Origin of the sequence: Streptomyces sp. NBC_01445, assembly GCF_035918235.1 — a bacterium.
Lineage (GTDB): Bacteria > Actinomycetota > Actinomycetes > Streptomycetales > Streptomycetaceae > Streptomyces.
Genome location: NZ_CP109485.1, coordinates 4,125,439 through 4,146,699, shown reverse-complemented (window position 1 = coordinate 4,146,699; position 21,261 = coordinate 4,125,439). Strand labels below are relative to the sequence as shown.

The 21,261-nt window shown below is 70.0% G+C and carries 21 protein-coding genes and 1 riboswitch; of the genes, 9 read left to right on the top strand and 12 right to left on the bottom strand.

Going from position 1 to position 21,261, the window contains the following annotated elements:
* Positions 1-67: 67 nt before the first annotated feature.
* Positions 68-139, bottom strand: a riboswitch (cobalamin riboswitch).
* 113 nt (positions 140-252) lie between these two features.
* Positions 253-987 carry a hypothetical protein gene (locus tag OG574_RS18755; RefSeq protein WP_326774172.1) on the top strand — a complete coding sequence of 245 codons (735 nt, stop codon included), beginning with the start codon at positions 253-255 and terminating at the stop codon, positions 985-987.
* Between the two features lie 69 nt (positions 988-1,056).
* On the opposite strand, the gene mctP is transcribed toward OG574_RS18755, so the two are convergent.
* The 3 genes from mctP to OG574_RS18740 form a co-directional block, all read right to left on the bottom strand.
* A complete protein-coding gene (gene mctP, locus OG574_RS18750; protein ID WP_326774171.1) occupies positions 1,057-2,688 on the bottom strand; it encodes a monocarboxylate uptake permease MctP in 1,632 nt (543 codons plus the stop codon).
* On the bottom strand, positions 2,685-2,939 hold the full coding sequence (locus OG574_RS18745; protein ID WP_100595948.1) for a DUF3311 domain-containing protein: 255 nt from the start codon (positions 2,937-2,939) through the stop codon (positions 2,685-2,687). Before OG574_RS18745 ends, mctP begins: the two co-directional genes overlap by 4 nt.
* Before the next feature lie 173 nt (positions 2,940-3,112).
* Positions 3,113-3,901: a GntR family transcriptional regulator gene (locus OG574_RS18740; RefSeq protein ID WP_100595947.1), complete on the bottom strand. Its 789-nt coding sequence runs from the start codon at positions 3,899-3,901 to the stop codon at positions 3,113-3,115.
* Positions 3,902-4,203: 302 nt separating this feature from the next.
* On the opposite strand from OG574_RS18740, the gene OG574_RS18735 reads away from it, so the two are divergent.
* The 4 genes from OG574_RS18735 to OG574_RS18720 all read left to right on the top strand — a co-directional run bounded on the left by OG574_RS18735 (position 4,204) and on the right by OG574_RS18720 (position 8,972).
* Entirely contained in the window at positions 4,204-5,484 is a 1,281-nt protein-coding gene (locus tag OG574_RS18735; RefSeq protein ID WP_326774170.1) for an extracellular solute-binding protein, read from the top strand.
* Between the two features lie 162 nt (positions 5,485-5,646).
* Positions 5,647-6,633: a carbohydrate ABC transporter permease gene (locus OG574_RS18730; protein WP_326774169.1), complete on the top strand. Its 987-nt coding sequence runs from the start codon at positions 5,647-5,649 to the stop codon at positions 6,631-6,633.
* Positions 6,630-7,469, top strand: coding sequence for a carbohydrate ABC transporter permease (locus tag OG574_RS18725; protein ID WP_326774168.1), 840 nt, complete (start codon positions 6,630-6,632; stop codon positions 7,467-7,469). The genes OG574_RS18730 and OG574_RS18725 overlap by 4 nt, the downstream gene beginning before the upstream one ends.
* A 9-nt stretch (positions 7,470-7,478) precedes the next feature.
* Positions 7,479-8,972 (top strand): glycoside hydrolase family 3 protein, encoded by a 1,494-nt coding sequence (locus OG574_RS18720; protein ID WP_326774167.1) that lies wholly within the window; start codon positions 7,479-7,481, stop codon positions 8,970-8,972.
* Between the two features lie 103 nt (positions 8,973-9,075).
* Here OG574_RS18720 and nagB read toward each other — a convergent pair whose 3' ends face one another.
* Positions 9,076-9,861, bottom strand: coding sequence for a glucosamine-6-phosphate deaminase (nagB, locus tag OG574_RS18715; RefSeq protein ID WP_326774166.1), 786 nt, complete (start codon positions 9,859-9,861; stop codon positions 9,076-9,078).
* Positions 9,862-10,128: 267 nt separating this feature from the next.
* Here nagB and OG574_RS18710 point away from each other — a divergent pair, with 267 nt between their 5' ends.
* Complete coding sequence (locus tag OG574_RS18710) at positions 10,129-11,199, top strand: SIS domain-containing protein (RefSeq protein WP_326774165.1); 1,071 nt, start codon at positions 10,129-10,131, stop codon at positions 11,197-11,199.
* A gap of 479 nt (positions 11,200-11,678) precedes the next feature.
* On the top strand, positions 11,679-13,145 hold the full coding sequence (locus OG574_RS18705; RefSeq protein ID WP_326778536.1) for a sensor histidine kinase: 1,467 nt from the start codon (positions 11,679-11,681) through the stop codon (positions 13,143-13,145).
* 247 nt (positions 13,146-13,392) lie between these two features.
* Here the strand turns inward: OG574_RS18705 and OG574_RS18700 are convergent, their stop codons facing one another.
* Complete coding sequence (locus tag OG574_RS18700) at positions 13,393-13,650, bottom strand: WhiB family transcriptional regulator (protein WP_016639615.1); 258 nt, start codon at positions 13,648-13,650, stop codon at positions 13,393-13,395.
* A 320-nt stretch (positions 13,651-13,970) separates the two neighbouring features.
* A complete protein-coding gene (locus tag OG574_RS18695) occupies positions 13,971-14,939 on the bottom strand; it encodes a diacylglycerol/lipid kinase family protein (protein WP_326774164.1) in 969 nt (322 codons plus the stop codon).
* 127 nt (positions 14,940-15,066) lie between these two features.
* Between OG574_RS18695 and OG574_RS18690 the strand changes: the two genes are divergently transcribed.
* Complete coding sequence (locus OG574_RS18690) at positions 15,067-15,540, top strand: hypothetical protein (protein ID WP_326774163.1); 474 nt, start codon at positions 15,067-15,069, stop codon at positions 15,538-15,540.
* A 21-nt stretch (positions 15,541-15,561) separates the two neighbouring features.
* On the opposite strand, the gene OG574_RS18685 is transcribed toward OG574_RS18690, so the two are convergent.
* The 3 genes from OG574_RS18685 to OG574_RS18675 form a co-directional block, all read right to left on the bottom strand.
* Entirely contained in the window at positions 15,562-16,608 is a 1,047-nt protein-coding gene (locus OG574_RS18685; RefSeq protein ID WP_326774162.1) for an RNA polymerase sigma factor SigF, read from the bottom strand.
* The gene (locus tag OG574_RS18680) at positions 16,605-17,018 is read right to left on the bottom strand and encodes an anti-sigma regulatory factor (RefSeq protein ID WP_100595936.1); all 414 of its coding nucleotides are present in this window, start codon (positions 17,016-17,018) and stop codon (positions 16,605-16,607) included. The genes OG574_RS18685 and OG574_RS18680 overlap by 4 nt, the downstream gene beginning before the upstream one ends.
* Before the next feature lie 256 nt (positions 17,019-17,274).
* A complete protein-coding gene (locus tag OG574_RS18675; protein ID WP_326774161.1) occupies positions 17,275-17,535 on the bottom strand; it encodes a UBP-type zinc finger domain-containing protein in 261 nt (86 codons plus the stop codon).
* 53 nt (positions 17,536-17,588) lie between these two features.
* Here OG574_RS18675 and OG574_RS18670 point away from each other — a divergent pair, with 53 nt between their 5' ends.
* Complete coding sequence (locus tag OG574_RS18670) at positions 17,589-19,187, top strand: Na+/H+ antiporter (protein ID WP_326774160.1); 1,599 nt, start codon at positions 17,589-17,591, stop codon at positions 19,185-19,187.
* Positions 19,188-19,194: 7 nt separating this feature from the next.
* On the opposite strand, the gene OG574_RS18665 is transcribed toward OG574_RS18670, so the two are convergent.
* The 3 genes from OG574_RS18665 to OG574_RS18655 form a co-directional block, all read right to left on the bottom strand.
* The gene (locus OG574_RS18665; RefSeq protein WP_326774159.1) at positions 19,195-20,124 is read right to left on the bottom strand and encodes a 1-aminocyclopropane-1-carboxylate deaminase/D-cysteine desulfhydrase; all 930 of its coding nucleotides are present in this window, start codon (positions 20,122-20,124) and stop codon (positions 19,195-19,197) included.
* Positions 20,125-20,172: 48 nt separating this feature from the next.
* A complete protein-coding gene (locus OG574_RS18660) occupies positions 20,173-20,751 on the bottom strand; it encodes an N-acetylmuramoyl-L-alanine amidase (RefSeq protein ID WP_100595932.1) in 579 nt (192 codons plus the stop codon).
* A gap of 188 nt (positions 20,752-20,939) precedes the next feature.
* Complete coding sequence (locus OG574_RS18655) at positions 20,940-21,173, bottom strand: hypothetical protein (RefSeq protein ID WP_100595931.1); 234 nt, start codon at positions 21,171-21,173, stop codon at positions 20,940-20,942.
* Positions 21,174-21,261: the final 88 nt, after the last annotated feature.

The following is a 21,261-nucleotide window of genomic DNA, read 5'->3' as shown; positions in this document are numbered from 1 at the left end:
ACCGGCCCACTCCACGAGACCCGGACGTTGTCATCCCGGGCCGGACGGCTCGGGCAGGCTGTCGACAGGTCCTCGGACTTCACGTATGCGTGCATACGTACACCGTTGCGGGACAGTTCCGGACTTGCACCGGATTCCCCTGCGGGGACAGCGAGCACGAGCATACATCTTGTGTCGGGCTCGGATGGCAGCCCCACATCTTGTGTCGGCTAGCGTTGCGTCCGAACTGGTGGCCTAGCAGGGGGAGGCGCGGTGCGAGGGCGGGGAACGGCCTGTGCCGCCGTACTGCTGGTGCTGCTCGCCGGATGCGGCGACGGCGGGGACGGCGGGTCCGGGGCGCGCGGCGACGGTGGGAGCAAGCGGCCTTCGGCGTCCGGTGTCGACGGCACGGCGGACCCCGCGAAGGTCTTCACGGACGCCGAGTTGGGCGCCGCCCTCCTTCCGGTCGAGGCCGTCGGCAAGGGCGCGAAGGCGTTCGAGGTCTCCCTGGGACTCTTCGATCAGGGTTCCGGGGGAGGCGACTGGAGCACCTGCGCGGCCGGCCGGGACGCGCGCGGGGAACTGTGGCGCATGCGGGGCGCCAGCGCCGAGCGGACGTTCCGCCCGGACCCCGCGGCGGTGGGCGAGGACGACCCCTTCGTCTACGAGCGCCTGGTCTCGATGCCGGCCGGGCGGGCCGGGCGCTATCTCGAACTGCGCCGCGAGCTCCACGAGGCGTGTGGCCGCGTCACGGTCGACACCGACGCCGCGCCCGTCGAGGAGCACCACGAGGTCCGGCCGCTGCCGGACCTGGGCGACGAGGCGGTCCTGGAGACGACGCGGACCACGGGCGGCGACGAGTACGACGGGAGTGCGCACTACGAGGTCGAACTGCGGGTCGGCGGCGTCCTCGTGATCGTGGGGGCGGGCACGGACAGGGCCCTGACGCTGTCCTCGGCCGCCGAGGCGGCGCAGCGGGTGGGGACGGACCTCTACGGAGCCTCGTGAACCCCGAGTACGGCAACGGGCCACCGGTGGGATCCGGCGGCCCGTTGCCGTACTCGGGGGGAAGTCGGGTCAGTGCCCGCCCGTTCCCGCCGTCGCCTCAGGCAGCTTCTTCAGGACGCCCGGGTCGCCGGCGTCCGCCGTGTAGTCCGCCGCGGACGTCTCGTCGACGCCCTCAGGGGCCTTCAGCGCCTTCAGGACGAAGGTGAGGACCACCGTGACCACCACGTTCATGACGAACGCCGTGAGGCCGATGTAGCCGATCTCGCCGATGCCCGGGATCTCCTTGGCGCTGCCGCCGAAGTGCTTCTGCGTCGGCGACGCGACCCCGTACGCGGCGAGCGTGCCGTAGACCATGCCGACCGCCCAGCCGGCGAGCAGCGCCCAGCGGTGGAACCAGCGGGTGAACAGGCCGCCGACGAGGGCCGGCATGGTCTGGAGGATCCAGATGCCGCCCAGGAGCTGGAAGTTGATCGCGACGGTCTTGTCCATGGTCAGGACAAAGGCGAGCGCGCCCACCTTCACCAGGAGCGAGACCAGCTTGGAGACCTTGGTCTCCTGCTCGGGGGTGGCGTCGGGCTTGATGAAGTCCTTGTAGATGTTGCGCGTGAACAGGTTCGCCGCGGCGATGGACATGATCGCGGCTGGCACCAGCGCGCCGATGCCGATGGCCGCGAACGCGACGCCCGTGAACCAGTCGGGGAACATGTTCTCGAACAGCTGCGGGATCGCCAGCTGCCCGTTCTGCACCTTGATCCCGGCCGCGATCGCCATGAAGCCGAGCAGCGCGAGCAGACCCAGCATCAGGGAGTACAGCGGCAGGATGGTGGTGTTGCGGCGGATCACGTTGCGGCTGCGCGAGGACAGCGTCGCCGTGATCGAGTGCGGGTACATGAAGAGCGCCAGCGCCGAGCCGAGGGCCAGCGTCGCGTACGTCCACTGCCCGGCCGGCGCCGGGGCGAGCGATCCGACCGGCTTGCCCGTCGCCGGGTTGGGCGTCGCGAACTTCTCGTTCGCCGCGTGGAAGATGGCGTCGAAGCCGCCCAGCTTGATCGGGATGTAGATGATCGCGACGGCGATGACGAGGTAGATCAGGCCGTCCTTGACGAACGCGATCAGCGCGGGCGCCCGCAGACCCGACGAGTACGTGTACGCGGCGAGCACCGCGAACGCGATGAGCAGCGGCAGGTCCTTGATGAACCAGTTGGTCGACTCGTCGCCGCCGACGCCCATCACGTCCAGGACGGCCTGGATGCCGACCAGTTGGAGCGCGATGTACGGCATCGTGGCGAGGATGCCTGTGATGGCGACGGCCAGGGACAGGCCCTTGGAGCCGAAGCGGCCGCGCACGAAGTCGGAGGTCGTCACATAGCCGTGCTTGTGCGACACCGACCACAGGCGCGGCAGGAAGGTGAAGATCAGCGGGTAGACGAGGATCGTGTAGGGCACGGCGAAGAAGCCGGAGGCGCCGGCCGCGTAGATCGCCGCCGGGACGGCCACGAAGGTGTACGCCGTGTAGAGGTCGCCGCCGAGCAGGAACCAGGTGACCCAGGTGCCGAACGACCGTCCGCCCAGGCCCCATTCGTCGAGGCTCTGCTCGTTGTCGGACCTGCGCCAGCGCGCGGCCAGGAAGCCCATGACCGTGACGGCGATGAAGAAGAAGATGAAGACGCCGAGCGCGACGCCGTTGACTCCGCCGTTCATGCCTGCCCACCCGTCTTCCGGGCGCGCTGGTCACGCTGCCACAGCTTGTACGCGATCATCGTCAGCGCCGTGGAGATGAGGACCCACAGCATCTGGTACCAGTAGAAGAACGGAATACCGATGAAGGCCGGGTCGACCTTCGCGTAGGAGCTGACCCAGAGCATCGCCACGAACGGTGCGACGAGGCACAGGGCAATGACCACTCGCACCGGCGTGACCACCGGCCGTTTCACTTCAGGCACATCCGACATACGGCGGTCCGTCCCCTCGCTGATCCCGCTTATCCCATGCTTAACGTGGCGGAAATCTAGGCGACGATCTCGTCGTATGGAACCCCCGTCCGGATAACGGACAAACAGTGGCCGACATGCCGTTCATGTGCCGACTTCTCGGTCGGCACAAGCGGATTCGCGTGCGACGCCCGTCAGTCCGTCGGGCGCTTGAGGCGGGCCACGAACTTGTAGCGGTCGCCCCGGTACACCGAGCGCACCCACTCGACGGGCTGCCCCGTGCCGTCCACGGAGTGCCGCGACAGCATCAGCATGGGCAGGCCCACGTCCGTGCCGAGCAGGCCCGCCTCGCGCGGGGTCGCCAGGGACGTCTCGATGGTCTCCTCGGCCTCGGCCAGGCGTACGCCGTAGACCTCGGCGAGCGCCGTGTACAGGGACGTGTACTTGACCAGGGAGCGGCGCAGCGCGGGGAAGCGCTTGGCCGACAGATGCGTCGTCTCGATGGCCATCGGCTCGCCGCTCGCGAGGCGGAGCCGCTCGATGCGCAGGACACGCCCGCCCGCCGTGATGTCGAGGAGCCCGGCGAGGGTGTCGTCGGCGGTCACATAGCCGATGTCCAGGAGCTGCGAGGTGGGTTCCAGGCCCTGGGCGCGCATGTCCTCGGTGTACGAGGTCAGTTGCAGCGCCTGCGAGACCTTGGGCTTGGCGACGAACGTGCCCTTGCCCTGGATGCGCTCGAGCCGGCCCTCGACGACCAGTTCCTGAAGGGCCTGGCGCACGGTCGTGCGGGAGGTGTCGAACTCGGCGGCGAGGGTGCGCTCGGGCGGGACCGGCGTGCCCGGGGGCAGCGTCTCGGTCATGTCCAGCAAGTGCCGCTTCAGGCGGTAGTACTTGGGCACACGCGCGGTGCGGCCCGCTGCGGGTGCCTCCGCCGTCGTGGCGCCGCCCGCATCGGTTCCGCTGCTGCCCGCATGGGTGCCCATGGTCCGCCTTCCCGGCTCCTGTGGTGCTGCCGTCACCGGCTCCTCCGTCTGTCGCGGCTCACATCGTGGCACGGCCCTCCCTGGGGGAGTCTCGCTCCCTCAGGTGTCGGTCCGATAACGGACGTGACAGCCCTTCTTATACACCCTTGACACCCCTAAAGGTCTAGGCCAAGCTCCGGGTACTGGTCTACACCATTAAAGACCAGGTCCCAGTCCCACGTGCAGTACCACGTCGAGTTTGTTGTGTTCGTCGTATCCGTCGTTGTGGGCGGGGGGTTGCTGGCATCCCTGAGGAGGGTGACGTGAAGCGCAGGCTCATTGCGGCTATCGGTGTCGCGGGCATGTTGGTTTCGATCGCGGCTTGTGGCAGTGGTGATGACGGCAGCACGGACAAGAAGGCCGGCGCCGACGGCTACAAGGGCCAGACGCTGACCGTGTGGGCCATGGACGGCTCCACGCCGGACACCTGGCAGAAGGACGTCACGGCGGCCTTCGAGAAGAAGACCGGCGCGAAGCTGAAGATCGAGATCCAGCAGTGGAACGGCATCCAGCAGAAGCTGACCACCGCCCTGTCCGAGGAGAACCCGCCGGACGTCTTCGAGGTCGGCAACACGCAGACCCCCGCCTACGCCAAGACCGGCGGCCTCGCCGACCTCTCCGACCTCAAGTCGTCCCTCGGCGCCGACTGGGCCGAGTCGATGAACAAGTCCGCGGTCTCGGACGGCAAGCAGTACGCCGCCCCGTGGTTCGTCGTGAACCGCGTCGTCATCTACAACAAGAAGATCTGGGCCGACGCCGGCATCAAGGACCTCCCCAAGACGCGCGACGAGTTCTACAAGGACCTCGAGACCATCGGCAAGAAGACGGACGCCGAGCCGATCTACCTGCCCGGCCAGAACTGGTACCACTTCGTCGGCCTGACCATCGGTGAGGGCGCCGAGCTCGTCAAGAAGGACGGCGACAAGTACGTCTCCAACCTGGCCGACCCCAAGGTGGGCGCCGCCATGGAGACGTACAAGAAGTTCCAGGCGCTGTCCAAGGCCCCCAAGGACAAGGACGAGGCCACCCCGCAGCAGGCCGAGGTCTTCGCCAAGGGCAAGACCGGCTCCTTCATCGGCATGGGCTGGGAGTCCGCCCTCGCCATCAAGGCCAACCCGAAGATCGAGAAGGAGATCGGCTACTTCACCGTTCCGGGTGCCACGGCCGACAAGCCCGAGGGCGTCTTCCTCGGTGGCTCCAACCTCGCCGTTGCCGCGGGCAGCAAGAAGCAGGACCTCGCCAAGGAGTTCCTGAAGATCGCGCTCTCCGACCAGTTCGAGGGCCAGCTCGCCAAGGAAGGCGGCGTGATCCCCAACAAGGAGGCGCTGCAGTCCAACCTCAAGGGCAACGCGGCCGCCGAGGCCGCCGCTCCCGCCGCCGCTGGCGGCGGCACCACCCCGCTGATCCCGGAGTGGGCCCCGGTCGAGAACGCGCCCAACCCGGTCAAGACCTACATGACCGCGGTGCTGAAGGGTAAGTCCCCGGCCGCCGCCGCCAAGCAGGTCGAGGCCGAGTTCAACAAGCGCCTCTCGCAGAAGCAGTAAGACAGCAACAGGCCCCGCCGGGGGCGGAGAGTCACACACGCTCTCCGCCCCCGGCGGGGTCTAGGCCCTGTCGTCGGATTCCCGCCTGCCCTTCGGGCGGACGGCGGGAATCCGACGACAGCACCTATGCGTCCCGGCAGGCCCAGAAAAGAGATGGCGAGCATGACCGTGCAGACCGAACGGCCGCCCTCCGGTCCGGCGGAGGTCCTGAAAGCGGACGGCGGGGAATCCGGCGGACCGAGAAAGCAGGCCCGCGCACGGGCCGGGGCGTTCGTGCCCTATCTGCTGCTGCTCCCCGCGGTCGCGGCCACTGTGCTGCTCCTCGGCTGGCCGCTGCTCAAGGACGGGCTCCTGTCGTTCCAGAACCTCAACATGGGGCAGCTGATCCAGCATGTCACCGAGTGGAACGGCTTCGACAACTACCAAGAGGTCCTGACCAGTTCGGACTTCTGGCGGGTGACCGGACGCTCCATCGTCTTCACCCTCGTCAACGCCGTCCTGATCATGGTGATCGGCACTCTCGTCGGCCTGCTCCTCGCCCGGCTCGGCAGGCGCATGCGCGTCCTGCTCCTCGTCGGGCTCGTGCTCGCCTGGGCGATGCCCGTCGTCGCCGCGACCACCGTCTACCAGTGGCTGTTCGCTGAGCGCTTCGGCGTCGTCAACTGGGTCCTCGACAAGCTCGGCTGGCACTCCATGGCCGACTACAGCTGGACCGGCAGCCAGATGTCGACGTTCTTCGTCGTCACCGTGCTGATCGTCTGGATGTCGATCCCGTTCGTCGCGATCAACCTCTACGCCGCGACGACCACCATCCCCAAGGAGCTCTACGAAGCCGCGTCCCTCGACGGCGCCGGCCCCTGGAAGAGCTTCCTCTCGGTCACGCTGCCCTATCTGCGGCCCTTCCTCTACGCGACGACGTTCCTCGAGATCATCTGGGTCTTCAAGGCGTTCGTCCAGGTCTTCACGATCAACGGCGGCGGCCCCGACCGGCTCACCGAGATCCTGCCCGTGTACGCGTACATCGAGGGCGTCGGCAACCAGCACTTCGGCATGGGCGCGGCGATCGCCGTCCTGACGATCCTGATCCTGCTCATGCTGACCGCCTACTACCTCCGGATCGTGCTCAAGCAAGAGGAGGACGAGCAGTGAAGCGCTCCGCTTCGTCGACGTTCCGCCGCGCCTGGCCCAATGTGACGGCCGTGATCCTGTTCATCGGCTTCGTCTTCCCGGTCTACTGGATGTTCGCCACGTCGCTCAAGCCGACCGGCGACATCATCAGCGAGAACCCCGTCTGGTTCCCGACCGACGTCACGTTCGAGCACTTCAGGACGGCGTTCGGCGCCGACAACTTCTGGACGCTGGTGCGCAACTCGGTCACCGTGACCGTGCTCGCCGTCGTCTTCTCGCTGGTCATCGGCCTGGCCGCGTCGTTCGCCCTCGCGCGGATGCGGTTCAAGGGCCGCCGTGGCTTCATCATCGGGTTCATGCTGGCCCAGATGGCGCCCTGGGAAGTCATGGTCATCGCGATCTACATGATCGTGCGCGACGCGTCGATGCTGAACAGCCTCGTCCCGCTGACCCTCTTCTACATGGTGATGATCCTGCCCTTCACCCTGCTCACGCTGCGCGGCTTCGTCGCCGCCGTGCCCAGGGAGCTGGAGGAGTCCGCGATGGTCGACGGCTGCACCCGCATGCAGGCCTTCCGCAGGGTGATCCTGCCGCTGCTCGCGCCCGGCCTGATGTCGACGTCGATGTTCGGCTTCATCACCGCCTGGAACGAGTTCCCGATGGTCCTCGTCCTCAACAAGTCGCCCGAGGCGCAGACGCTGCCGCTGTGGCTCTCCAGTTTCCAGACCGCGTTCGGCGACGACTGGGGTGCGACCATGGCCGCGTCCTCGCTGTTCGCGATCCCGATCCTGATCCTCTTCGTCTTCCTGCAGCGCAGGGCCGTCAGCGGCCTCACCGACGGCGCCGTGAAGGGATAACACCGCCAGATGACGACACTCACCGCACGCGGCACCGACACCCTCACCCGTGACGCGCTCACCGTCCTCCAGCCCGGCTTCACCGGCACCAGCGCCCCCGACTGGCTGCTGCGCCGGCTCGGCGAAGGCCTCGCCTCCGTCGGCCTGTTCGGCCGCAACATCGCCTCGCCCGAGCAACTCGCCGCCTTGACGGACCAGTTGCGTGCCGAGCGTGACGACGTCCTGGTCGCCATCGACGAGGAGGGCGGGGACGTGACCCGCCTGGAGGTGCGCTCCGGCTCCTCGTTCCCCGGAAACCACGCTCTCGGCGCCGTCGACGACGTGGAGCTCACCCGGTCCGTCGCCGCCGAGCTCGGCCGCCGCCTCGCCGCCTGCGGCGTCAACCTCAACTGGGCCCCGTCCGCGGACGTCAACTCCAACCCGGCCAACCCGGTCATCGGCGTACGGTCCTTCGGCGCCGACACCGGCCTCGTCTCCCGCCACACCGCCGCCTACGTCACCGGGCTCCAGTCCGCGGGCGTCGCCGCCTGCACCAAGCACTTCCCGGGCCACGGCGACACCGCCGTCGACTCGCACCACGACATGCCCCGCATCGACGTGGGCCTCGACGTGCTGTACGAGCGTGAACTCGCCCCGTTCCGCGCGGCGATCGCGGCCGGCACGCGCGCGGTGATGAGCGCCCACATCCTGGTCCCCGCCCTGGACCCGGACCGCCCCGCCACCCTCTCGCGCCGCATCCTGACCGGCCTGCTCCGCGAGGAGCTGGGTTACGAGGGGCTGATCGTCACCGACGGCATGGAGATGCAGGCCATCTCCGCCACGTACGGCATCGAGCGCGGCAGCGTCCTCGCCATCGCGGCCGGCGCCGACGCCATCTGCGTCGGCGGCGGGCTCGCCGACGACGACACGGTGCTGCGGCTGCGGGACGCGCTGGTCGCCGCGGTGCACGCGGGCGATCTGCCCGAGGAGCGGCTCGCCGACGCCGCGGCGCGGGTGCGCTCGCTCGCCCGGTGGGCCTCGGTGCCGGGCGCGGCCGAGCACTCGGGGGGCGCGCCCGACACCGGGATCGGACTGGTCGCGGCGCGGCGGGCGGTGACCGTGACGCGCGGTGAGCACGCGGCCCCGGTCACCGAGGCGCCGTACGTCGCCGCCTTCACGCCCGTCGCCAATATCGCCGTAGGCGACGAGACGCCGTGGGGCGTGGCCGCCGAACTGGAGCGGCTGCTGCCCGGCACGGAGACCGGCAGCTTCTCCGGCACCGACGCGGGCGCCGCCGCCCTGGCCGCGGCGGGGGACCGGCGCATCGTCGCCGTGGTCCGCGACGCCCACCGCCACGCGTGGATGGCCCAGTCGCTGGACACGCTCCTCGCGGCCCGCCCCGACACGGTCGTGGTCGAGATGGGCGTACCGCAGGCGCCGCCGCAGGGCGCCCTGCATGTGGCGACCCACGGCGCGGCCCGGGTGTGCGGTCTGGCTGCCGCCGAGGTGATCGTCGCCGGGTGAGCCGAGCGCCCTTCAGGGGGCGCGGGGGCGCGCCGACGAACAGGAAGGTGCCGGTCATCCCTCACCAGGGGTGACCGGCACCTTCATGTCGTCCCGAACTCGCTTACAGCCCCTGCCAATCGGGCTTGTTCACGTACGTGTGCCGGAAGTAGTCGGCAAGCTTCAACTTCGACGCCGCACCCTCGTCGACGACAACCGTCGCGTGCGGGTGCAGCTGAAGCGCCGACGCCGGCACCACAGAGGCCACCGGCCCTTCGACGGTCGCCGCCACGGCATCCGCCTTGCCCTCACCCGTGGCGAGCAGCACCAGATGCCGCGCCTCCAGGATCGTGCCGATGCCCTGCGTGATGACATGGCGCGGCACCTGGCTGAGGTCGCCGTCGAAGAAGCGCGCGTTGTCCGCGATGGTCTGCTGCGTCAGCGTCTTGATCCGCGTGCGGGAGGCGATCGACGAGCACGGCTCGTTGAAGCCGATGTGTCCGTCGGTGCCGATGCCGAGCAGCTGGAGATCCACACCGCCGGCCGCCGCGAGCGCCTTGTCGTACGCCTCGCAGGCCGCCTGCACGTCATCGGCGCTGCCGTCCGGGCCCATGAAGGAGCCCTCGCTCAGACCGAGCGGCGCGACGACCTCGCGCAGCACGGTCGCCCGGTAGGACTCGGGGTGTCCGGTCGGCAGACCCACGTACTCGTCGAGCTGGGCGATACGGGCCTTGGAGGCGTCGACCTCGCCGCCGCGGACCTTGGCCGCCAGCGCCTCGTAGATGGGCAGCGGGGTCGAGCCGGTGGCCACGCCGAGCAGGGCGTCGGGCTTGCGCCGCAGCAGCTGGGCCATCGCCTCGGCGATGAGCTCGCCGCCTGCCTTGGTGTCCGGGACGATCACAACTTCCACGCTGGGCCTGCCGATCTGGTCGAGGGTGCGATGTCGCGCATGTGGTATAGACCAATCTAGCAGAGGCGGTCCGGCCGGTCACGGGGCGTACTACGCCGTCCGACCATGCTCGGCGCTCCCCGCTCCGACGGCACCTCGAAGCTGCCCCTTCGGCCGGGCGCGCGCCCGCCTCAGCCGCCAGAGTGGAAGGAAGCGCGCAAGGAGGAGCCCGGCCGCCGGCCGTGCCCAGCCCGCCGCACTCGCGACCGCCCCTCCGGAGGAGTCCGCATGACCGCCACCCCGTCGGCCCCGAAGAGCGAGCAGCCGGGCCGGATCATGGCCCGCGAGATGGCCGAGCAGCCCGAGGTGCTGCGCCGCCTCCTGGACACCGGCGCGCCCCGCATCCACGAGGTCGCCCGGCGCGTCGCGGCACAGTCGCCCCGCTTCGTCCTGCTCACCGCCCGCGGCACCTCCGACAACGCCGCCCTGTACGCGAAGTACCTCCTGGAGATCCGGCTCGGGATGCCCTGCGGCCTGGCCTCCATGTCCACCACGACGGCATACGGCGCCCGGCCCGACCTGCGCGACGTGCTCGCCGTCACCGTCAGTCAGTCGGGCGGTTCGCCCGATCTGGTGGCCTCCACGAAGGCGGCCCGCGCGGCCGGCGCGATCACCCTCGCGGTGACGAACAACCCGGACTCGCCGCTCGCCGCCGTCTCCGAGCACCACATCGACATCATGGCGGGACCCGAGAAGGCGCTCCCGGCCACGAAGACGTACACCGCGTCCCTGCTCGCGCTCTACCTCTTCGTCGAGGGCCTGCGCGGCGGCGACGGCTCGCCCGCCGAGGTGCTGCCCGGCCTCGCCCAGCAGCTCCTGGCTCGCCAGGACGAGGTACGCGCCCTCGCCTCCCGCTACCGCTTCGCGGACCGCATGGTGATCACCTCGCGCGGCTACGGCTACCCGACGGCCAAGGAGGCCGCCCTGAAACTCATGGAGACCAGCTACATCCCGGCCCTGTCCTACTCGGGCGCCGACCTGCTGCACGGCCCGCTCGCCATGGTCGACAACATCTCGCCGGTCATCGCCGTCGTCACGGACGGCAAGGGCGGCCTCATGCTCCAGCCCGTCCTCGACCGGCTGCGCGGCCGAGGCGCCGACCTTGTCGTCATCGGCCCCGAGGCCCAGGTGGACCAGGCGTCGGCCGGCTTCGTCCTGCCGACCCAGGGTGTCGCGGAGGAGGTACAGCCGGTCCTGGAGATCATCCCGCTCCAGTTCCTCGCGTACGAGGTCACCATCGCCCGCGGCCAGGACCCGGACGCTCCCCGCGCCCTGGCGAAGGTGACGGAGACGCACTGACCCCGCCGCTTTCTCCGGAGCCCGCTATAGAATTCGCGACCGGCGGCAGGCGAGCATCGCCGCTTTCGACGCCCGAATCCGGGCCGGTATCGCGGAACGGGAGCCTCCACCCGACACGGACGCGGCGGCTCTGGCAGGCTGGGTGGAAGCGACAACAACAAACATCGTCCAACGCATAGACATGACAGAATGGTCTAGTCCACAATGCGATGGTAAAAGCCTCCGCCCTCCCCGCACAGGAGGACGGACCGAGGAGCCGGCGCTCTCTGCCCTGACTGCGGCGGGTCCTCACATGGCCGGACGGGACCGCACACCCGACGGCTGTTGCAACTCCGGGCTGCGGTGCCGGGAGGGCTGAGGGTCCCTCCCAGGCGCCGCGGCCCGCGGGTGTCTTCGGGGCCTCTCGTTTGGATCAGGCCTGATCCAAACGAAAGACGCTGGGGCCGGACGCGCCAGGTACCCTCGGCTCCGTGCCCTCCATGAACGACCTCGTACGCCAGCACACAGCCCTCGGCGACACCGACCTCGAGTGGCTGCACCTGCTGGTCTCCGAGTGGCAGCTGCTCTCCGACCTCTCCTTCGCCGATCTCGTGCTGTGGGTCCCCACGCTCGACGGCACCCGCTACGTCTCCGTGGCGCAGATGCGGCCCAACACCGGTCCCACCTCGTACCAGGACGACATGGTCGGCCATCTCGTCCCGCGCGGCCGCCGCCCGCTCCTGGACGCCGCCCTCGACGAGGGCCGCATCGTCCGCGAGGGCGACCCCGAGTGGCGCGAGGAGGTCCCGGTACGGGTCGAGTCCATCCCCGTACGCAGGGAAGGTCGCGTCCTGGGCGTGATCGCCCGCAACACGAACCTGCTCACGGTCCGCACCCCGTCGCGTCTCGAACTGACCTACCTCCAGTCGGCCTCCGACCTCGCCCAGATGATCGCGGCCGGGTCCTTCCCGTTCCCGGACCAGCAGGTCGACATGGACGCATCCCCCCGCGTCGGCGACGGCCTCATCCGCCTCGACGCGGACGGCGTCGTCCAGTACGCGTCGCCGAACGCGCTCTCCGCGTACCACCGGCTCGGGTTCTCCGCCGACCTGGTCGGGCACCACCTCGGCCGCACGACGGCCGAGCTCGCCCCGTCGCGCGGCCCCGTGGACGAGGCGCTCGCCAAGGTGGCCAGCGGCTGGGCGCCACGCGAGTTCGAGATCGAGGGGGAGGAGGGGTCGATCCAGCTCCGGGCGATCCCCCTCAAGCCCAAGGGCACCCGCATCGGTTCGCTCGTCCTGCTGCGCGACGTCACCGAACTGCGCCGCCGCGAGCGGGAGTTGATCACCAAGGACGCGACCATCCGGGAGATCCACCACCGGGTGAAGAACAACCTCCAGACCGTCGCGGCGCTGCTGCGTCTGCAGGCCCGCCGCATCGACTCCGACAGTGGCCGCGAGGCCCTCGAGGAGGCGGTGCGCCGCGTCGGCTCCATCGCCATCGTCCACGAGACGCTCTCCCAGAACCTGGACGAGCGCGTGGAGTTCGACGAGATCGCCGACCGGGTGCTCGCCATGGTCGCGGAGATCTCGCCGGGCGTGGTCACGGGCCGGCGCACCGGCCGCTTCGGCATCCTGGACGCCGAGGTCGCCACCCCGCTGTCGATGGTCCTCACCGAAGTTCTGCAGAACGCCCTGGAACACGGCTTCCGGCAGGGCGACACCGGCACCGTCGAGGTCTCCGCGGTGCGCGGCGGCACCACCAAGGACGCCCGCCTGCTGATCACCGTCACCGACGACGGCGTCGGCCTGCCCGAGGGCTTCGACCCGAAGCGCGCCGGCAACCTGGGCCTGCAGATCGTACGCACCCTGGTCGAGGGCGAGTTGAGCGGATCGTTCGACATGGTCCCGGCGCCCGGCCGCGGCACCCGGGTCGTCCTCGACATCCCGGTGGCCGCCGACAAGTAGCCGGCCCGGCGCCGACGGGCGCCGCGCCGACACGTCGGCACAGACGCAAACCCCAGATCGACACGACCGCAAACGCCAGTGAGCCCCGGACCGTTGGGTCCGGGGCTCACTGTTCGTGTTGCCCGGGTCTACATCCCGGGCTGAGCCTGGGTGGAGCATCGGGGGTACTGCGCGCTGCGGCTCGGGGGCGGGAGTTGCGTACTCGCTGTACGCGCCGCCGGCCTCAGGCTCGTGGGGGGCGTGGGCGTCAGGCGCTGGCCTGGCGAGCACGGTTGCGGGCGGCGCGACGCTTCATTGCGCGGCGCTCGTCCTCGCTGAGGCCACCCCAGACGCCGGAGTCCTGGCCGGACTCGAGCGCCCACTGCAGGCACTGCTCCATGACGGGGCAACGGCGGCAGACGGCCTTGGCTTCCTCGATCTGCAGCAGCGCAGGACCGGTGTTGCCGATGGGGAAGAAGAGCTCGGGGTCTTCCTCGCGGCAAACGGCGTTGTGACGCCAGTCCATGGCTGCTACCTCTCCTTGGTATTACGTGCAGGTTGCTTGTGAATGTGAACGCTTTCACGAATCCCCCGACAACGGAAGGGACTTTCGTCACATCTGCGACGATGTCCTGTGGTGTTGAGGAGGGGGTTCGGGCTCTCTGTGGGGGCCGATGTTGCGGGCCGTCCCGAGCGCCATGTAGAGATTCGCAAACCTCGGCGGCGGATACAACCCCTTCAGGAAAGTTTTTTTTGATTCCTCGGTGTCGGCTAGGTCACAGCCGTACTTCCATGGGGTGGATCCTGGCCCAAACGTTCGAGATAAAGGACTTTGGGCTCTTCCACTCACACAATCACACGCAGTGCACGGCGTACGCCTGTGAACGTCACGCTCGTTCGCAGCCCCAGGTGGTCACCGTCCATCTGGAGGGGCAGGGGGACCTTCGATTGCAAGGTGAAGTCGGTCAGGTCGTGCAGGGTGACGGCGTTCTTCCCGCGGGGTCCCCGGTCGGGTGTCGAGGTGAGCAGCTGGGTGCCGTAACGGGCCACCGAAGGGGTGGACAATTTCTTGAGTCCGAGCACGTCAAGGCCGGTGTCGAAGGATGCCCGAGGGGACGCGTAGAGCGGCTTGTTCCCCAGATATGACCATGGGGAGGTATTGCAGACTATGGACAGGACCAGATCGGTGACGGGGTTCTCACCCGGCCGGTCCAGTGTGATAGCGCCGTGCCGGCGGTCGTGTTCCCCGAGGAACTGGCGTACGACCTGACGCAAATAGAGCGCGTGTGTCGATCGCTTGCCGCGCTCGCGCTGCTGTTCGACCCGGCCGATGACGCCTCCGTCGAACCCGAGACCGGCACAGAACGTGAACCACCGGGACGGGGCGGCCTCGTCCTCCGTGCCCGGCGTGCCGCCCGCGAGACCCAGGCCCACCGTTCGCTCCCGGCCCTCGCGCAGAGCGTCGAGCAGGGCGCCCGTCGCCTCCACCGCGTCGTTCGGCAGACCGAGGGCGCGGGCGAAGACATTGGTGGAGCCGCCGGGGACGACGGCGAGGCGGGGAAGACGGTCCGGATTCGGGCCGTGGTGCAGCAGGCCGTTCACGACCTCGTTGACCGTGCCGTCGCCGCCGAGGGCCACGACGAGCTCGACGTCCTTGCTCTCCGCGGCCTGCCGGCCGAGGTCCCTGGCGTGCCCGCGGTACTCCGTGGTGATCGCCTCGAGCTTCATCTCGCTCGCCAGCGCGTGGATCAGTACGTCACGCGTGCGCGCACTGGTGGTGGTTGCCGCCGGATTGACCACAAGAAGTGCACGCATGCGAAGCAGCGTACCTACCGGGTGGTACTCGGCCCAGACCGAGGTAGGAGTCGGGTAAGAGAACGGGGCCGTCGCGGGCCCCACCCGGGGCGGCCGGGAGGTGTCGGCCGAGGGCTACCCTGCTTGGGTGACCTCAGAGCAGAACCCCAGCCCCGACGACGCCGCGACCACCGACGACGGCCCGCGCCCCGGGCGGCTGACCGCGGCCGCCGCGCTGGCCGGGCTCGAGGGTGCCGCCCTGCTCGTCGGCGGCGTCTACATGCTCGTCATGGGCCTCGCGGGTCACCCCGACGACCCCGAGCAGGCCGTGACCGGCGGTGTCACGCTCGTCGTCCTCGCGCTGCTGCCGCTGATCGCGGCGCGCGGTCTCCTGAAGCGGCGCAGCTGGAGCCGGGGGCCCGCGATCATCACGCAGATCATGGCGCTGCCGGTCGCCTACACGCTGCTCCAGGCCGACAGCGTGATGATCCCCGGCGGGATCGCGCTCGCCGTCGTCGCGGTGACGGCCCTGGTGCTCCTGGTGAACCCGGCCACCACCCGGGCGCTCGGCATCACGACGCCGGGCGCCCCGGGCGCCGTACAGAAGCAGAACCGGAAGTAGCCGGCCCGCACGCCCTGGGTCTCACTCCTCGACGAGGAGCTTCTCCCGAAGCTGGGCCAGGGTGCGGGCCAGCAGGCGGGAGACGTGCATCTGGGAGATGCCGACCTCCTGCGCGATCTGCGACTGCGTCATGTTCCCGAAGAAGCGAAGGAGCAGGATCCGCTTCTCGCGCGGCGGCAGGTCCTCCAGCAGCGGCTTGAGGGACTCGCGGTACTCGACGCCCTCGAGCGCCTCGTCCTCGGATCCCAGCGTGTCCGCCACGGCGGGCGACTCGTCGTCCGTGTCGGGGACGTCCAGGGACAGCGTGGAGTACGCGTTGGCCGACTCCAGGCCCTCCAGGACCTCCTCCTCCGAGATCGCCAGCTTCTCGGCGAGCTCGTGGACCGTGGGGGAGCGGCCGTGCAGCTGGGACAGCTCGGCCGTCGCCGTCGTCAGCGCGAGACGCAGCTCCTGAAGACGCCGCGGGACGCGCACCGCCCAGCCCTTGTCGCGGAAGTGCCGCTTGATCTCACCGACGACCGTCGGCGTCGCGTACGTGGAGAACTCCACGCCGCGCTCCGGGTCGAAGCGGTCCACCGACTTGATCAGACCGATCGTGGCGACCTGGGTCAGGTCGTCGAGCGGCTCGCCGCGATTGCGGAAGCGGCGGGCCAAGTGCTCGACGAGCGGCAGATGCATGCGGACCAGCTGATTGCGCAGGTCCGCGTACTCCGGGCTGCCGTCCTTCAGGGTGCGCAGCTCGATGAACATCAGCCGTGCGCCGCTGCGGTCCCGTGGATCGTGCGTGCGCTGCTGGTCACCGTGTCGCTCGTGCTCGCTCATCCATCCCGCCCGTCGCGCGTCCGGTCCTGCGGAGATCTTCTCTCCGCCGGCCGGCTCTGCCTGCTCCGACGCATCGGCCACCGCCGGCGGACCCGGCCGTTCGAGGTCCGCGGGGTCCTCCGGGTGCGGCCGGGCCTGCTGTTCGGGGATGCCGTCGGCAAGCCGCCGCATCCCCTCCCCGCCGTCGGCCGGGAGGTCCTGTGTGCCGTGCTTCTCGTCCCGCACCGGCCCGTCCCCGTTCGTCACGCCGGCCCGGGACCCGCGCCGCGCTGTTTGTAGAGACTGATCGAGACGGTGTTGTCGTCGGCGACCGTGGAGTCCACCTTGCCCGCGAGGGCCGACAGCACAGTCCAGGCGAAGGTGTCGCGCTCCGGGGCTCGGCCGTCGGTGGTGGGCGCCGAGACCGTCACCTCCAGCGAGTCGTCGACGAGGCGGAAGACGCAGCTGAGCACCGAGCCGGGCACGGCCTGCTGGAGCAGGATCGCGCACGCCTCGTCTACCGCGATGCGGAGGTCCTCGATCTCGTCGAGGGTGAAGTCCAAACGCGCCGCGAGGCCGGCCGTGGCCGTCCGCAGCACCGACAGGTAGGCACCCGCAGCCGGCAGCCGGACTTCTACGAAGTCCTGATTCCCGGGCTCGCCTGCGATCTGGGACACCCTCACCTCCATGGTGGTACAAGCACTTTCGGGCTCCGGAGGGTACGTCCCCCGGGTGACGCGCTATGTGTTCAGCGGTGACGCTACCGCGCGCCCAAGTCTCCTGTCCCGGGGACCCCCGGCCCGTTGGTGTCACTCATAGTAAGCCTATGAGTACGGACAGTGGCTAGAGGGTGTGCGGACTCAATTGGAAAGAGCGGGCGCCGGGTTGACGTACCCAGGCCTCGCACGGTCGAACCGCAAACCGGTGCGGTCCTCAGACGAGCAGGCTGTCCACGAAGCACCAGCGCCAGCTCTCGCCGGGCTCGAACGTCCGCATCACCGCGTGTCCCGACTCCCCGAAGTGCTGCGTCGCGTGCTTCAGGGGCGAGGAGTCGCAGCAGCCCACATGTCCGCATTCCAGGCAGAGCCGCAGCTGCACCGGGTGGGTGCCGGCCGCGTGGCACTCCAGGCAGGTGTCACTCAGGGCCGCGGGCTCGGGGTGGGGCAGCGCGTCGACATGCGGGCACTCGTTCATGATGGCCAGGTTACGGCGGGCGGCGGCATGGCGGACGGCGGAGGGACGGGCTGATGGATGTATTGCCCCTGGTGGCACTGATCGCGGCGAGCGCGGCGGTCGCGGGGGCCGCGCGCAGGACCCCGGTACCCGCGCCGCTGCTGCTCGTCGCGGTCGGACTCGTGGCGTCGTACCTGCCCGGGGTGCCGCACTACACCCTCGACCCGCACATCGTGCTGCCGCTGATCCTGCCGCCACTGCTGCACACCGCGGCCCTGGAGAGCTCGTACCTCGACCTGCGGGCCAACGTCAGGCCGGTCGCGCTGCTCTCCGTCGGGTACGTGCTGTTCGCGACCGTCGCCGTCGGCTGGCTCGCGTACGAGCTGATCCCCGATCTGCCGCTGACGGCCGCGCTCGTACTCGGCGCGGTGATCGCCCCGCCGGACGCGGTCGCCGCGACGGCCATCGCGCGCAAGGTGGGGCTGCCCGCGCGGATCACGACGATCCTCCAGGGCGAGTCCCTGGTGAACGACGCGACCGCGATCACCGCCTACAAGGTCGCGCTGGCCGCCGCGGTCGGGGAGGGCGCGAGCTGGGCGGGCGGGATCAGGGAGTTCCTGGTGGCATCGGTCGGCGGCGTCGGCGTCGGGCTCGTCCTGATGGTGCCGCTGCACTGGCTGCGGACGCACCTGAAGGAGGCGATCCTCCAGAACACGCTCTCCCTCCTCATCCCGTTCGTCGCCTACGCGGCCGCCGAGCAGGTCGGCGCCTCCGGAGTGCTCGCCGTGGTCACGGTCGCCCTCTACCTGGGGCACCACGCCTGGCAGGTCGACTTCGAGACGCGCCTCCAGGAGGCCGCCGTGTGGAAGGTGGTCGCCTTCATCCTGGAGTCGGCGGTCTTCGCGCTCATCGGACTCCAGCTGCCCTTCGTCCTCAAGGACCTCGGCGAGTACAGCGTCGGGGAGGCCCTCGGGTACGCCGTCGCGGTCTTCGTCCTCGTCGTGGTGATGCGGTTCGTGTGGTCGTATCCGGCCACCTATCTGCCCTGGTGGCTGTCGGCGCGGATCAGGGAGCGGGAACGGGACACCGACTGGCGGCGGCCGCTCGTGGTGAGCTGGGCCGGGATGCGCGGCGTCGTGTCGCTCGCGATCGCCTTCTCGATCCCCCTGTTCGTCGACGACGGGAGCCGTTTCCCCGCTCGCAACCTGGTCCTGTTCCTCACGTTCACGACCGTCATCGGCACCCTCGTCGTGCAGGGGCTCTCGCTGCCCTGGCTGATCAAGATCCTCAAGCTGCCGGGTCGCGATACGCAGGCCGAGACGCTCGCCGAGGCGCAGGCGCAGAACGCCGCCTCACAGGCCGCCGAGGAGCGTGTGAACGAGCTGATGGAGGACGAGCGCAACTGTCTGCCCGAGCCGCTCGAGGACCGGCTGCGGACCGTCCTGGAGCGCCGCCGCAACTCCGTGTGGGAACGCCTCGGCCACGCCAACCCGGTGACGGGGGAGTCCGCCGACGACACGTATCGCCGGCTCACGCGGGAGGCCATCGCGGCCGAGCGCGAGGTCTTCGTACGGATGCGGGACGAGCGGCGGATCGACGACGAGATGATGCGCACGCTGCTGCGCAAGCTCGACCTGGAGGAGGCGGCTGCCTACCGGGAGGTCGACGACTGACCGGCCGCTACGGGGAGGGCGTTCCCGTCACGACGGCCATGAGCCGCGTGCCCGGCGCGAACGCGCCCTCCTCGGTGAGGGCGAGCAGCCCATGCAGCAGCTTGGCCACATAGAGGCGCTCTATGGGCACGCCGTGGCGCTGCTCGAAGTCCTCGGCGAAGGCGAGGAGGGCGGGGGTGGTGCGGCCGTAGCCGCCGCAGTGGAAGCGCTCGTCCAGGGACCAGGCGCCCCGCGGGCCGCCGAACGCCGCCTCCTGGAGGGTGCGTATCTCGTCACCGAGGAAGCCGCCCTTCAGGACGGGTATGCCGAGTGCGCGCTGCCCCTCGCCGAGCCCGGCGGCCAGTCCGGCGAGCGTGCCGCCGGTGCCGCAGGCGACGCCCACCGCGTCGGCGGCCCCGCGCAACTCCTGCCCGAGCTCCGCGCAGCCGCGCACGGCCTCGGTGTTGCTGCCGCCCTCGGGGACGACGTAGGGCGCCTTCCCGTCACCGTCGGGCGGTGCCACCTCGCGCAAGATGCGCGCGAGCGTGGCCGGATCCCGCTTCTCCCGGTACGTCGTCCGGTCGACGAAGTGCAGACGCATGCCGTCGTCCGCGCAGCGCGCGAGAGAGGCGTTCAGGGGCTGTCCGGCGAGCTCCTGACCCCGGACGACGCCGATGGTCCGCAGGCCCAGGAGACGGCCCGCGGCGGCCGTGGCGCGCAGGTGGTTGGAGTACGCGCCGCCGAACGTGAGCAGCGTGCCGTGGCCCGCTGCGGCCGCCGCTTCGAGGTTCGGGGCCAGCTTGCGCCACTTGTTGCCGGGCAGGTCGGGGTGGATGAGGTCGTCGCGTTTGAGCAGGAGCCGCACCCCGTGACGGTGGAACCGGTCGTCGGCGACCGGCTCCACCGGCGAGGGCAGCCGGGGGTGCAGAGGCGGGCGCGGGCGGGAGTGCGAGGTCACCTGCTCATTGTGCAAGCGGGTCGCCGCGGGCCGCGTGCCGGAGGGCGGCTACTTGAGCCGGTCGCGGATGCGCCCCCGCATCGAGGCCATCGTGAAACCGCGCGGGTCGACCTTGCCCGGCTGCCACTCCAGGTGGCCGATCACCGACCTCTCCGTCCAGCCGTGATGGCGGCACACCGCGGCCGCCGCCCTCTCGATGGCCTCCAGCTGCGCGGCGGGCCACGGGTCCTCGCCGTCGCCGAGGTTCTCGCACTCGAAACCGTAGAAGTGGCGGTTGCCGTCCGTGTTCGCCTCGTTGTCGTGGGGCAGGGCCTTCTCGGCGATGACCGCCCGCAGCACGTCGTCGTCGCCGAGACCTGCGTGGTTGGCCCGTCCGTAGCCGACGAGGTGGACGCGGCCGTCCTTCGTGATGACGCCGTGGCACAGCGGCCCCGGCAGGTCCGCGTGCCCCTTTTGGCAGAGGTCGACGGTCTGCTTGCTGCCCTTCGTCACGGTGTGGTGGATCATCACGCCGTTCACCGGGCCCCAGGGTCCCTTGTGGTTGCGGTTGTGGTGTCTCCAGTCGCCGACCTCGACGACCGTCAGGCCTTCACGCTTGAGGGCGTCCAGGAAACTGCTCGCGGACATGGGTGTGGCCACGGCCGCCTCCTTCGCGGGGTGCGACGGAAGCGGGGCGCGTCCGTCTCGTACGCCGCTTGTACCCGAACAGGCCCACCCGGACTACTTGTTCGCATCGCGTGCGAGCCGTTCCGGACATCGTGAGGCGTTCCGGACAGCCAGGCCTACGGGCCGACCGGGTGTGAGGCGGAGCGGCCTCAGGCCCGCAGGAAGCCGTCCCCGTGCTCCGCGATGTGGTTCTCCAGGGCTCCGAGCGCGGACTGGGTCGCCTCGGGGGTGCCCGTGCCCTTCCGCTCCGCGTAGTACGCGGCGCCCAGCTTCTTCAGGAGGTCGCCGCCCGCCCGCTGCGCCTGCACCTCGTCCAGCTTCTGCTTGCCCTGCGTGAGCCCGCGCTGCGCCTGCTCCTTGGCGCGGTCCAGGAAGCCTGTCATTGCTGTCTCCCGTCATCGGTGCCTCGGTGTACCGGTTGAACGTCCTCCGGGATCTTGAAGTTCCTCCGTCGGGAAGTTCCCTACCCGG

What these genes read in the sequence shown, in the direction of transcription:
- mctP (WP_326774171.1), bottom strand. Translation starts at nt 2,688, where the DNA reads ATGAACGGCGGAGTCAACGGCGTCGCGCTCGGCGTCTTCATCTTCTTC.
- OG574_RS18745 (WP_100595948.1), bottom strand. Translation starts at nt 2,939, where the DNA reads ATGTCGGATGTGCCTGAAGTGAAACGGCCGGTGGTCACGCCGGTGCGA.
- OG574_RS18740 (WP_100595947.1), bottom strand. Translation starts at nt 3,901, where the DNA reads ATGGGCACCCATGCGGGCAGCAGCGGAACCGATGCGGGCGGCGCCACG.
- OG574_RS18730 (WP_326774169.1), top strand. Translation starts at nt 5,647, where the DNA reads ATGACCGTGCAGACCGAACGGCCGCCCTCCGGTCCGGCGGAGGTCCTG.
- OG574_RS18720 (WP_326774167.1), top strand. Translation starts at nt 7,479, where the DNA reads ATGACGACACTCACCGCACGCGGCACCGACACCCTCACCCGTGACGCG.
- OG574_RS18710 (WP_326774165.1), top strand. Translation starts at nt 10,129, where the DNA reads ATGACCGCCACCCCGTCGGCCCCGAAGAGCGAGCAGCCGGGCCGGATC.
- OG574_RS18705 (WP_326778536.1), top strand. Translation starts at nt 11,679, where the DNA reads ATGAACGACCTCGTACGCCAGCACACAGCCCTCGGCGACACCGACCTC.
- OG574_RS18700 (WP_016639615.1), bottom strand. Translation starts at nt 13,650, where the DNA reads ATGGACTGGCGTCACAACGCCGTTTGCCGCGAGGAAGACCCCGAGCTC.
- OG574_RS18695 (WP_326774164.1), bottom strand. Translation starts at nt 14,939, where the DNA reads ATGCGTGCACTTCTTGTGGTCAATCCGGCGGCAACCACCACCAGTGCG.
- OG574_RS18675 (WP_326774161.1), bottom strand. Translation starts at nt 17,535, where the DNA reads ATGAACGAGTGCCCGCATGTCGACGCGCTGCCCCACCCCGAGCCCGCG.
- OG574_RS18670 (WP_326774160.1), top strand. Translation starts at nt 17,589, where the DNA reads ATGGATGTATTGCCCCTGGTGGCACTGATCGCGGCGAGCGCGGCGGTC.
- OG574_RS18660 (WP_100595932.1), bottom strand. Translation starts at nt 20,751, where the DNA reads ATGTCCGCGAGCAGTTTCCTGGACGCCCTCAAGCGTGAAGGCCTGACG.
- OG574_RS18655 (WP_100595931.1), bottom strand. Translation starts at nt 21,173, where the DNA reads ATGACAGGCTTCCTGGACCGCGCCAAGGAGCAGGCGCAGCGCGGGCTC.